Below are 12,203 nucleotides of genomic sequence, written 5' to 3'. Positions count from 1 at the left end.
TGCGGCGCCTGCCATAAGCATGATCGGCACACGCGCCATGCTGTTCGAGGCGCCGGGTGATTTCACCATGGCCCACCAGCGCCGGGTCTGGGCGCTGATGGATGCGGCGCAGGCGCGCTCCGACGTGTGCGAACTCATTCCTGGCGTGACCAATCTCATGCTGATCTTTTCCGCCCCGCCCGAGCGCCCGCAGGCGGTGGCGGAGTGGCTGTGCCATGCCTGGAACACCCTGCCCGAGCGGCATATCGAGGGGCATCTGTTTGAGATCGGCGTACACTATGGCGGCACTCTGGGCGAAGATCTGGCGGCAGTCTGCGCCCATTCCGGCCTGCCTGCGCAGGACGTCATTTCCATCCATCACAGTAGCGAATACACGGTCTGCGCCATTGGCAGCGCGCCGGGTTTTGGCTACCTGCATGGCCTTGACCCGCGTATCGCAACGCCGCGCAAGACCGTACCATCGCTGAACATGCAGGCGGGAACTGTCATCATCGGTGGCATGCAGGCTGGCATTTCCGCGCTGACGGGGCCCAACGGGTGGAATTCCATCGGATTTACCGACCTGCGTGTGTTCGATCCCACCAAACAGCCCCCTGCCCTGTTTGCCGTTGGCGATCGCATCCGCTTTTACCCCGAAAGCATCGAGTTGTGATTACGATCCTTGAAACATCCGCCCTGAACACGGTGCAGGATCTCGGCCGCCCCGGCTACCGTAATCTGGGCGTGGGCACGTCGGGCGTCATGGATGCGCTTGCGCTTCAGGTCGGCAATATCCTGCTGGGCAACCAGATGGATGATGCCTGCATCGAACTGCAGACCTATCCTTTCGTGCTGCGCTTTGAAACAGCCACCACCTTTACGGTGACGGGCATTGACGCTGCGATCGAACTTGATGGCCGCACGATCCTGCCCTGGATGATCGAGACGGCGGCAGCCGGGCAGGTCCTGCGTGTCGGGCCGCCAAAAGCGGGTGCGCGCGGCTATATCTGCCTTGCTGGCGGTATTGAGGTGCCGGTGGTGCTGGGCTCTCGCAGTACGCAACTGCGTGGCAGCTTTGGTGGGCTCGACGGTCGCCCGCTGGAAGCAGGAGATACACTCGAAACCATCGCTACCGCGCTGGATGTGGTGGGGTACGGCGCCCTGCCCCCCGCTGCGGTGCTCGATGCCGTGGCCACCGCAGAGGACAGCAAGGTCATTCACCTGCGTGCCATGCCCGCAACCGATTACGCCCTGTTCACGCCCGAAGCCCAGCAACGGCTGTGGGATACGCCCTGGCGCATTACGCCACAGAGCAACCGCGTGGGCTACCGCCTGTCGGGTGCTCCGCTTGAACTGCGCCACCGGGTTGAACTGCGCTCTTATGGTGTGATTGCCGGTATCGTGCAGGTTCCGCCAGCGGGTGAACCGATCGTGCAACTGGCTGACGCCAATACCGTGGGTGGCTATCCGCGCATCGCTACCGTGATCGAAGCCGATCTGTGGCGACTGGCGCAGGCACGCATTGGCACGCGCATCCGTTTGCATGAATGCAGCTTTGCCGAAGGCGTTGCCGCCATGCAGCCGGTCAATGCCTATCTCGACAAGCTGCGCATGATGGTTGCCCATTACCGCTCATCCGCCCACAGCCGTGCTGGCATGAAATCTGGAGCCAAGGCATGAAAATCGACCTCAATTCCGACATGGGCGAAGGTTTTGGCCGCTGGCGCATTGCAGATGATGACGGGCTGATGGACACCGTCTCATCGGCCAACATCGCCTGTGGTTTCCATGCCGGTGACTATGCCATCATGGACCGTACCGTGCGACTGGCGAAGGAAAAGGGGGTGGGCATTGGCGCCCATCCCGGCCTGCCGGACCTGATGGGCTTTGGCCGCCGCAACATGGCCGTATCCGACGCGGACATGGAATCCATGATGTGTTACCAGATTGGGGCATTGCAGGGCATTGCCGCCCGTCATGGCCACCGGGTCACGCATGTCAGTTACCATGCTGCCTTTGGTAACATGGTCAATGCGGATGAGGGCCTTGCCCTGCGCCTGACCCGTGCCATTGCCGCCATCGACCGGAACCTGAGCATATTCTGCATGTCCGGCCAGGCAACCGAGCGCGCCGCCGAAAAGGCCGGCCTGCGGGCCCAGACCCTGTTCCTGGCCGATCGTGCCTATACCACCGCAGGCACGTTGGTGCCGCGTGGGCAACCGGGTGCGGTCATTCATGATCTGGCAGGCGTGCGGGCGCGCGTGAAGCAGTTCCTCGATGACGGATCGGTCACGACCATTGATGGCGCGCGCCTGCCGGTTAAGGCGCAGTCCATTCTGGTGCATAGCGACACGCCCGGATCACTGGAACTCTCCCGCGCCATCCGTGCGGAAATCGAAGCAAGCGGCGGCGTGTTGACTCCGGCCTGCCAGCTTTAAGGCGGGCATCGCCCTTCACCCATAAGAATTTCCTATCGCATCGCAACGAACGCCTATGACCCGAAATCCGCCCCCTGCGTTACGATGTCGTAACATGAAGCGCGTGGGGATATCGGGCCAGCATTGATTGATGACATGCACCGCTGTCCATGTCGTGCATTGAGGTACGGATAAAATGAAGCATGACCTGAAACGTGGCGCCCTTCTTTTAGCATCGGCAACGTTTTTTACTGCGGCCCTCAATGCCCTGCAGAAACTGACCGGCTCCACGCTTCCAGCACTTGAAATCATTTTCTTCCGGAACCTGTTTTCGCTTCCCTTTGTGCTGCTGATTGCTTCACGCACGGCCATTATACTGAAAACACATCATTTTTTTGGTCATGTCCTGCGCTCGGTCGTGGGACTGATCAGCATGATCATGATCGTGATCACCGTGACCCGCCTGCCACTGGCCGAACAGCAGGTCCTGTCCTACACGCAGCCGCTATTTCTGGTCCTGCTCTCGATCCCGCTGCTGCATGAACGTCCCTCGCTCCAGCGCTGGGTTGCGGTCTCGATCGGGTTTTCGGGGGTGATCGTGGTGGCCCTTGGCAAGGGGCTGCTGCATGGACATGACATGACAGGGAGCGCCGTGCCCATCTGGGCATATTTCGTGGCCCTGGCGCAGGGGGGCGTCGGCGCGCTGACCACCATGCAGATCCGCCAGCTTTCCGCAACGGAATCCAGTACCACCATCTCCCTGTGGCAGGCCATTCTCATGACGGTCATGACCGCGCTACCGCTGCCCTTCATCTGGACCACGCCCAGCCTGACCGAGGCCGGCTGCCTTGTTGCCGTGGGTGCCTTCGCCGGTATTGCGCAGGTGCTCCAGACCGAAGCCTTCGCCTCGGCCCAGGTATCTGCCATTGGCCCGTTTGCCTATTCCGGCCTGCTCTGGGCCGCGCTGATTGGATGGTTCGGGTTTGGTGAGATACCCGGCATTGCCATGTGCATTGGCGGGCTGCTGATCATTGGCTCGGGTGTGTGGATGCTCCGCCACGACCGCCCGGCCAAACAGAAAGCGGTGGCGGAAGGCACGATGGATGCGGCCACCGGCACCCCGCCCTGATCGCGCAGCCCTCCCCCTTCCTTCCAGTAATTCATGGCACACCAGGAGTCCTCCAGCGTGACAACAGGTGAAATGACCACCAATGCACGAAGCAGGCGCGCAATTCCTGCTCGTTACGTGTTCTTCTTTCTTGTCTTCCTGATGTACGCCATCAGCTATGGCGACCGCGCGGCACTCTCCATTGCCCTGCCTACGATGGGCAAGGAGTTCTCACTGACACCGGTGCAGATGGGCTGGGTCTCGTCGAGTTTCCTGTGGTCGTATTTCCTGCTCAACCTGCCTTCGACCATCGTGCTCGACATGGTTGGCGCGCGCACTATTGGCAGCCTTGCCGTGGGCGTCTGGTCATTTGCCATGCTGCTCGGTGGCATGGCACAGAACATTACCCAGTTCCTAATGACGCGCGTGCTGCTTGGCGTAGGCGAGGCGCCAACCTTTGGTGTAGGGGCCACGGTTGTGCGCAACTGGGCGCAACCGCGCGAACGCGGCTCGGTCATGACCATGCTGCTGACCGGCATGCAGCTAGGTCTGGCGGGCGGCACGATTGCGGGGGCATACCTGATTACGTTCTTCGGGTGGCGGTGCGAGTTCATGGCGCTGGGCGGCATCGGCATTGCCTGGGCGCTGGTGTGGTGGCTGGTTTACCGTAACCCGCAGGAAAAGCCCGATGCAGCTCCACGCAGGCCCATTTCGGCCGGCGAGATCAGGAACCTGTTCCGCTCATCTTCCTTTCTGGGGATACTGGCGGTGCAATGCACCCAGAACTACCTGAACTTTCTGGTCATGTCATGGATGCCGCTGTACCTGATCCATGAACTGCACATCAACACCACCGGTACGGGCAACAGCACGGCACTGTGTTATCTGGTCGCGGCCATGGGCGCGGTCGTTATCGGGCGCATTCTGGAGCACCTAGTCTTTCGCAGGGGCATTCATCCGCCCAACCGGCGTTTTGTTGTTGCAACCTGCCTTCTGGGGGCAGCCACGATCGGGCTGCTGCCGTATTTTCATACCATGATGCCCATCCTGCTGGTGCTGTCTGGTGCGCTGGCCTGCCTGATGGCAGCCAATGGCGCCAATACCGCACTCCTGACGGATATGGTGGAAGACGGTGGCAAGATGGGCGCTGTAACGGGTGTTACCCTGACATGCAGCAATTCTCTGGGGCTGCTCTCACCCATCCTGACCGGATATATCGTGTCCTGGACAGGAAGTTTTGACATGGCATGGTATATCTGCGCTGCAGCCCTGCTCATTGCGGGTGGGCTGTCACTTGCCATGGTGCGCAACCCGATCCGGATGGATGGATAAGCGGAAGGCGCTGCCCCTCATAGGATTGTTGTATGGGGTCAGACGGTTTTCACCGGTATCTAACCTGTGGCGAAACGATCTACGATCGCTATGAACATCTAATATGCTGTTGCATTGAGTAAAATTGGAGAACGTGTCTGATGCCCGGGTTTGCTGATCGACTGAATGGAATTGGGATTTCGGCCTCGGCCGCGATGACCGACAAGGCATCGGCACTGAAGGCTGAAGGGATGAAGATCATCAGCCTGTCATCAGGCGAGCCGGACTTTCCCACGCCCGGGCATGTTGTGGATGCCGCGATTGCCGCAGCCCGCGCGGGTGATACCAAATACCCGCCGCAGGATGGCAAACCCGCGTTAAAAAAAGCGGTCCAGGCCAAGTTCCAGCGTGAAAACCACCTTGATTACGCCCTGGACGAAATCCTGGTGGCCAATGGTGCCAAGCAGATCATCTATGATGCCATGATGGCGACGATCAACCCCGGTGACGAGGTGGTCCTGCCCACCCCGAGCTGGATCAGCTATGCTGATATCGCGCGCCTTGCCGGGGCTTCCATCGTTTCCGTGCCCTGCCCTGCCGAAGGCGGCTTTCGCCTCTCGGCTGCGGCACTGGAGGCCGCCATTACGCCCAAAACCAAATGGCTGGTGCTCAACTTCCCCGGCAATCCCACTGGCGCGTGCTGCCCGCGGGCAGATATGGAAGCCATTGCCGCCGTGCTCATGAAGCATCCGCAGGTCTGGATCATGACCGATGATATCTATGAACACCTGATCTATGACGGCTTCACCTTCTGCACGATCGCCGAGGTTGAGCCGCGCCTGAAGGATCGGGTACTGACAGTCAATGGCGTGTCCAAGGCCTATGCCATGACGGGCTGGCGCGTTGGCTATTGCGGTGGCCCGCGTGCGCTTATCGCTGTCATGAACAACATGCAGGGCCAGTCGACCAGCGGCATCAACACGCTGGCGCAGGCTGCAGCCGTGGCGGCGCTGAACGGCCCGCAGGACTTCCTCAAGGACCGCGCGGCTGAATACCAGACCCGGCGCGATCTGGTGGTTTCCCTGCTCAACGCCATTCCCGGCGTGCGGTGTCACACACCGCAGGGTGCGTTCTATGTTTATCCTGACATCAGTGACTGCATGGGCAGGACTTCGGCCGGTGGCCGCCTGATCGCAACCGATGCCGATTTTGTCATGGCCCTGCTTGAAGAACAGCAGGTTGCCTCCGTGCAGGGGGCAGCTTACGGCATGAGCCCGTTTTTCCGCATTTCCTACGCGACCGATACAGACACCCTGCGCGAAGGCTGCCGCCGGATCTCAGCTTTTGTGGATGGGCTGAAGTAAGAATATAAACGGCACACGGCATGTGAACGTGTAAGGTTTTCCGTACTGGCCCCCGATGCAATCGGGAAGCCAGTGCGAGACCCGTGCCGCCTCTGGCTGGGTTATGTCTTTTTAGTCTTGGCGGAATCCCATTTATCGGAACCCGCTCAACGACGACATGCGCCATAGCGTCGGCCGGAAGTCACGACTTCAGGTCGGGTGGCAGAAGATACGGCTGAGACCGTTCAAACGGGATGAAGTGGCTTATCATGTCCCCTTACATCCTCGCCGCGTCAGAGCGGCACCCCAACCCGACAGGCTGTTAAATCATAAAAATTCCATCGAGATGTAATGTCCTGATCGTATTGACTCTGAATTTAGCGCATAATCCACGAAATATTATCGTATTTAAATGCGGGGTACGGGATAACTATCCTATTGACATATAAATTTACGTTTATAATGTTATAAGTACATATTCACGTTTTTTATTGTTTATTTAATATCTGCCTGCCGGTCTGATCCATCGACCGGCAGGAACCCACCGGATGGCATGCCCCACCCCTGTTACAGGTAAGCCTGCAATGAAACGGCACTCACGTTGCGCAGCCCTGACCGGTCTTGGCATTCCGCCCCTCCCGGATGTCCGGGCCATTGTACAGGAGGCATGAAGCCGTGTCCGCAGACCTTCATTATACCGCACGGGATGCCATCGACGCAGCCACGCACCTGCAGGCGCGTCTTGCCACACGGGCGGCGCACCATGACCGCACCGGGATTTTTGCACAGGAAAATATTGACGACCTGCGCCGGGCGGGACTGCTGTCGCTGCGCATTTCCACTCCCGAGCGCCCCACGCCGTTTACCCTTGGCGTGGTGCAGGACATCGTGGGCCGGATTGCGCAGGGGGATGCCTCCACCGCGCTGGTCATGGTTAATCATTACATGGTGCGGGCCGCGATCGCGCACCATGAATTCGGATCCGGTGATTTCGTACGCTGGATGGAAGAGGAACAGCATGACCGGCTGATCAATATCCTGCTGGCGGAACCCGACCTTGGCTCTGCATCGCGCGGCGGCCTGCCCGGCACGGTGGCAACCCGCACGACCACGGGATGGATGCTGGACGGACGCAAGGCCTATGTTACCGGCATTCCCGGCCTGTCGTGGCTGCTGGTGCGTGCCCGCACGGATGAAGACCCGGTACGGGTGGGCACGTTCATGGTCCCGACTATTGCGAAGGGCATTCATGTCATTGAAAACTGGGACCATATCGGCATGCGCGCCAGCAACAGCCATGAAGTTGTCTTTACGCAGGTCGTGCTTCCACCCGATGCGGCACTGGCCCTGTACACGCCCGATGCACCACCGGCAGGACGCAATACCCTCATGTTATGGAATACAGGGCTACTGGGGGCCCTGTATAATGGCATCGTTACATCCGCGCTGGCCTGGTTTGGCGAATTCCTGAAAAAACGCGTGCCATCCAATCTGGGCGTACCGCTTTCGACCCTGCCCGCCATGCGCGATGCCGTAGGGGGCTTTGCCATTACGTTGCACATGAACGCCATGCTGCTGCGGCTTTACGCCACGGATGTCACGGCCGCCTGCCCGCTGCCTGAACTGAATGCGCATGCAGCGGTCATAAAGTCACGCGTGGTTGATGCGGCGGTCGATGTTACATCCGCCCTGTTGGGCCTTGCGGGCAATGCCGGGCTGTCCGCCCATAACCCGCTGGAACGCGTCCATCGCGACGCGCTGTGTGGCCGCATCCATGCGCCCCATGACGAATTGTTGCGTCGGATTGCAGGGCAGCAGGCGCTGTCATGAATCCCGACCATTACTGATCGCATCCAGACTGGACATATCATGACCCTTACGGAATTTGTCGGCACAGGCGAAACTGATGTCGCCCCGTTTCCCCTGCCACCCGCGGGCGTGCCCGTCATCGCGAATGATGCGGAGGCATTGCGCATTGCCGCCGAAGTCGCCCGGCAGATTGCGCCGGGTGCTGCGCAGCGTGACCAAGATAACCGGTTTCCTGCGGGTGAACTGGACATTTTTTCCAATTCTGGGCTATGGGGCATCACTGTGCCACGTAACTATGGCGGGGCCGAAGTGTCCTATCGCACGTTGGGACACGTGATCCGGCTGATTGCAAAAGCAGATTCAGCGGTGGCGCAACTCAGTCAGAATCACTTTGCCACCATCGCCTGCCTTGTCTCCTGTGCCAGCCCCGAACAGGCGCGCGATCTGTTTGCACTGGTGCTGAAAGGATATAGGTTTGGCAATGCGTTTTCAGAACGCGGCATCAAGAATGTCGGGGCGCTGAAAACACGTCTCCAGATAACGGGCGACACCATGACCCTGAACGGTGTCAAGCATTACTGCACGGGGGCGCTGTCGGCGCATCTGGTCCAGATCGTGGCGCTTGATGAAGACGGGCACAGCCATCTTGCCATTGCCGAGCGTAATGCGCCCGGCCTGAATGTCATCAATGACTGGTCGGCATTCGGCCAGAAAGGAACTGCAAGCGGTACCGTGCAACTGACGGACGTGCAGGTGCCACGCAGCCGTGTCATTCCGGTCTGGAAAGCCTACAGGCCCGATGCGCCGTTTGCCGACAGCGCCATATCGCAGTTCATTCAGGCGGCGATTGACGCCGGTCTGGCCGATGCGGCTATCGATACGGCCATTGAACTGATCCATACGCGTGCACGCCCGTGGATCGATAGTGGGCAGGACAGGGCATCGGACGATCCGTATACAATCCAGGCGATCGGAGCATTGAAAATACGCCTGAATGCGGGTCTTGCCCTGCTGGACAGGGCAGGTGACGCCATTGACCATGCCGTATCGACCCCGGGTGCGCAAAGTGTCGCCACCGCCCAGATCGAAACGGCGCAGGCCAAGGTCCTGACCACCGAAAGTGTCATCGAGGCGACAAACAGGCTGTTTGAACTGGTTGGTACATCCGCCACGGACCGGAAGCTGAACCTTGATTACCTGTGGCGTAACGCGCGCACGCATACGCTGCATGATCCGGTGCGATGGAAATATACGATTGTGGGAAATTACTACCTGAACCAGACCTTTCCCCCGTTACATGCATGGAGTTGAGGCGCGGGGTGGCAGCGCCATAAATAACACCTTAAATTGTATAATTATCCCATCCAGACAGGTCGCATGTCCCGCCGGATATGCGGCCATTCGCCGTTAAGAGAAGTATATTCTTAATTTTCGGTGTAAGCATGGCAAGTGTCAATCACGACATGACCCTGCATTGCTTTTCTTATTATCCATTTGATAACAAAAGATATTATTTTTGAATTTCAGAGATGTCCAGTCTGGATAGCTGTATGAGTCTGCCTAAAATTCACTATTATATATGAGCATATTTTATTTTATTACATATATTACGTATTTTAACTGGATTGGGGGCATAACACTGTATAAAAAGTCATTTTTGCCTGCTAACAGATTAGTGCATTCCTCGCGGCCAGAATAGAGAACCACAATTATGAAAAGTGAATTATCACTTCCCCCAACTGTCCCGCCCCGCCTCCATCCTCTGCCTTACAGCGACCGAGGCCCTGTCGCAGAGGCTTCAAACAGACTGACCTTTGCGCTCGCCAGCAGTCTGTTCGGTGTTCTGGTTGCTTCCCATCACGCCATTGCGGCCGCATCCATCTCGTCAGACGACATCACTCCGCATCGTATTCCCCACCATAGCCCACCCCATCATGCCGCAGGTGGCCATGATGCCGTCGGCCATCATGATGAACATGCGGCCAGTAGCGGGCTGAATGCCAGCACGGTCGAACATATCGCCGTGCACCATCACAGTGCGGCAACACATCAGGCGGAGGTATACCTAAAAACCATTCCCGGTGGCACCAGCGTCATTGATGCGGCCACCGTGCTGAAGGGACGTAACGCCACCAATGCGGATGCATTCAAGTATCAGGCCGGTGTCTTCGCCCAAGCCCCCTGCGGATCGGATGACCTGCGCATTTCCATTCGCGGTTCTGGCATCCAGACAGGTCTGAACGCAACGCGTTCGGGTATCATGTTCCTGTTTGATGATATTCCGCTTACGACGCCCATAGGCACGGTCAATGAACTTCAGGAACCACTGGGCATTCGCTATACGGAAATCTTGCGTGGCGGCAATGGGATGGATTTCGGTTCAACGCAATTAGGGGGTGCAATCAATTACGTCACCCAGACCGGATATAACTCTCAGCGTTACCAGGCACGTGTGGAAGCAGGCAGCTTCGGTTATGTAAAGGAACAATTGAGTTCAGGATCGGTTATTGGCAAGTCTGATTATTATATCAGTGTCACCAATTCTTATCGTGCAGGCTATCAGGACAATACAAAGAGCACGAATTTTGGTGTGAATTTTAATTATGGATACAAATTTAACGACAGGGTCGATACGCGCCTGTTTGTCCGGTACCGACAGACATCGGAAGGCAATCCTTTCTACCTGACGCGCGACCAGATCCGTGAGAACCCGAAACAGGTACAGACCGGTTATGCCGGATTGGGCACCCAGACCATTGAACCAGGCACCACTTTCGTCGCTGATCGCACAACCATCCATATAGATGATCAGTCAAAACTCGTGGCGGGGTTTGCCTATTTGAATGCCCCCATGAACCACGAACTAGGGAGCACGTCTTCATTGTACGACATTGACTATGCCACCGGCATGGTTGACTATACACGGAATGACAACCTGCTAGGTCATAACAGCGATACAGATATTGGGATTTATACGTCACATGACCTGACGGCAACTATTGACAACCGGGTACGCGTGAAATCAGCCTATCCCGATTATGCCATTGGTACGCTTGTGACCCGATCACATCTTGGCGGCAGCGATACTGTTCTTCATGTACGCAACAATACAGAGATCTTTCATAATTTCTGGCTCACAGCTGCTGGAGCTTTAAGTTACACGCCACGTTCTGGATCGCAGACCTACCCCCAGACCAGTTCCTTCAGTCAGAATGCCCTATATTTCGCGCCCCGAGCTGGATTTCGCTATGTCATTACTCCCAATGTTGAAATTTATGGCAATGTGACGCGCAGCGTACAATCACCGCAGGACTGGCAATATCTTTCCGGCGCGGTTTATACATCTGGTATAGCCAAAGGACTTACATCCGGTTGGGTCAATCTCAAGCCACAAACAGCAACAACATTTGAATTTGGTACTAATGGGCATTTCAAAGGTACCGAATGGAGTGTCAGCTACTATCATTCAGCCGTACATAACGAACTATTATCCGTCATGACCCCACTATCTGAACTTTATAACAACGCAACCTATGGTAATGCATCGGCCACTACGCATCAGGGGGTTGAGACATCTTTTCATTCAACATTGTACAAATGGCAAGGTAACATCATTTCACTTCGCCAGGCATACACATTTCAAAGTTTTCGTTTTAACCATGATTCAACATGGGGACATAACTACATTCCTGGCATTCCACGTCATTTTTATCAGGGAGAACTCCACCTTGATATGAAGAACGGTTTTTATACATCTTTCGATGTGGAAGTATCCTCTTCGGTTCTGGCATCATATGATAACCAGTATAAAGCTGCGCCTTATCACATCTACAACTTTGATATCGGTTATCTTTGGCCTAACAAACACAGGCAGGTGTTCCTGAGCTTACATAACTTGGCCAATAAACATTATGCTACCGGCGTAGTACCTGTTTATTCTACCGCCAACGGGCAGCAGCCGGCCGCCATGCTATCAGGAGATGGATTTGGCATTTTTGGTGGTGTGTCTATTGGATTTAATTGACAAATAATAAATTCAGGAAAGTTAATGACATGTTTTGATATTAGATGTTTGTTTCCGGGATTTGATGGTGCGGATTATGTATGAACCGTGATGATTCTTTTTACTACGACTGGTAAATGAATTCATAGGAAGTGAAACAGTGCACGTGTCTTGGCTTCGTTGTTACAACTGGGCAGGTTGGCGATGTCACCCAGGCACAGGCTCTGCCTGCA

9 protein-coding genes are annotated in these 12,203 nt (G+C 56.7%); all 9 read left to right on the top strand.

Annotation, left to right across the window (positions count from 1 at the left end; all coding sequences use genetic code 11):
- The first annotated feature begins 13 nt into the window (after positions 1-13).
- Positions 14-652, top strand: a complete 639-nt coding sequence (gene pxpB / locus B7G66_RS06900) for a 5-oxoprolinase subunit PxpB (RefSeq protein WP_239016132.1) — start codon at positions 14-16, stop codon at positions 650-652.
- Positions 649-1,659, top strand: coding sequence for a 5-oxoprolinase subunit C family protein (locus tag B7G66_RS06895; RefSeq protein ID WP_003619833.1), 1,011 nt, complete (start codon positions 649-651; stop codon positions 1,657-1,659). The genes pxpB and B7G66_RS06895 overlap by 4 nt, the downstream gene beginning before the upstream one ends.
- On the top strand, positions 1,656-2,417 hold the full coding sequence (locus B7G66_RS06890) for a LamB/YcsF family protein (RefSeq protein ID WP_003619831.1): 762 nt from the start codon (positions 1,656-1,658) through the stop codon (positions 2,415-2,417). Before B7G66_RS06895 ends, B7G66_RS06890 begins: the two co-directional genes overlap by 4 nt.
- A gap of 175 nt (positions 2,418-2,592) precedes the next feature.
- Positions 2,593-3,525 carry a DMT family transporter gene (locus tag B7G66_RS06885; protein ID WP_048858953.1) on the top strand — a complete coding sequence of 311 codons (933 nt, stop codon included), beginning with the start codon at positions 2,593-2,595 and terminating at the stop codon, positions 3,523-3,525.
- Between the two features lie 72 nt (positions 3,526-3,597).
- Positions 3,598-4,836, top strand: coding sequence for an MFS transporter (locus B7G66_RS06880; protein ID WP_048858954.1), 1,239 nt, complete (start codon positions 3,598-3,600; stop codon positions 4,834-4,836).
- Positions 4,837-4,976: 140 nt separating this feature from the next.
- Entirely contained in the window at positions 4,977-6,179 is a 1,203-nt protein-coding gene (locus tag B7G66_RS06875; protein WP_048858952.1) for a pyridoxal phosphate-dependent aminotransferase, read from the top strand.
- A 654-nt stretch (positions 6,180-6,833) separates the two neighbouring features.
- Positions 6,834-7,988 (top strand): acyl-CoA dehydrogenase family protein, encoded by a 1,155-nt coding sequence (locus B7G66_RS06870; protein WP_003619825.1) that lies wholly within the window; start codon positions 6,834-6,836, stop codon positions 7,986-7,988.
- Between the two features lie 39 nt (positions 7,989-8,027).
- Positions 8,028-9,278, top strand: coding sequence for an SfnB family sulfur acquisition oxidoreductase (locus B7G66_RS06865; RefSeq protein ID WP_003619822.1), 1,251 nt, complete (start codon positions 8,028-8,030; stop codon positions 9,276-9,278).
- Positions 9,279-9,678: 400 nt separating this feature from the next.
- Positions 9,679-11,991, top strand: coding sequence for a TonB-dependent receptor family protein (locus B7G66_RS06860; protein ID WP_003619819.1), 2,313 nt, complete (start codon positions 9,679-9,681; stop codon positions 11,989-11,991).
- The last annotated feature ends 212 nt before the right edge of the window (positions 11,992-12,203 follow it).

Source organism: Novacetimonas hansenii JCM 7643 (genome assembly GCF_000964405.1).
Taxonomy (GTDB): Bacteria; Pseudomonadota; Alphaproteobacteria; order Acetobacterales; family Acetobacteraceae; genus Novacetimonas; species Novacetimonas hansenii.
Note: the sequence above shows the minus strand (reverse complement) of the source record. Positions and strands in the feature narration are given on the sequence as shown.

Bases quoted from the DNA above. Each gene is read 5' to 3' on its own strand.
- B7G66_RS06890 (WP_003619831.1), top strand. From the start codon at position 1,656: ATGAAAATCGACCTCAATTCCGACATGGGCGAAGGTTTTGGCCGCTGG.
- B7G66_RS06885 (WP_048858953.1), top strand. From the start codon at position 2,593: ATGAAGCATGACCTGAAACGTGGCGCCCTTCTTTTAGCATCGGCAACG.
- B7G66_RS06880 (WP_048858954.1), top strand. From the start codon at position 3,598: ATGACCACCAATGCACGAAGCAGGCGCGCAATTCCTGCTCGTTACGTG.
- B7G66_RS06875 (WP_048858952.1), top strand. From the start codon at position 4,977: ATGCCCGGGTTTGCTGATCGACTGAATGGAATTGGGATTTCGGCCTCG.
- B7G66_RS06865 (WP_003619822.1), top strand. From the start codon at position 8,028: ATGACCCTTACGGAATTTGTCGGCACAGGCGAAACTGATGTCGCCCCG.
- B7G66_RS06860 (WP_003619819.1), top strand. From the start codon at position 9,679: ATGAAAAGTGAATTATCACTTCCCCCAACTGTCCCGCCCCGCCTCCAT.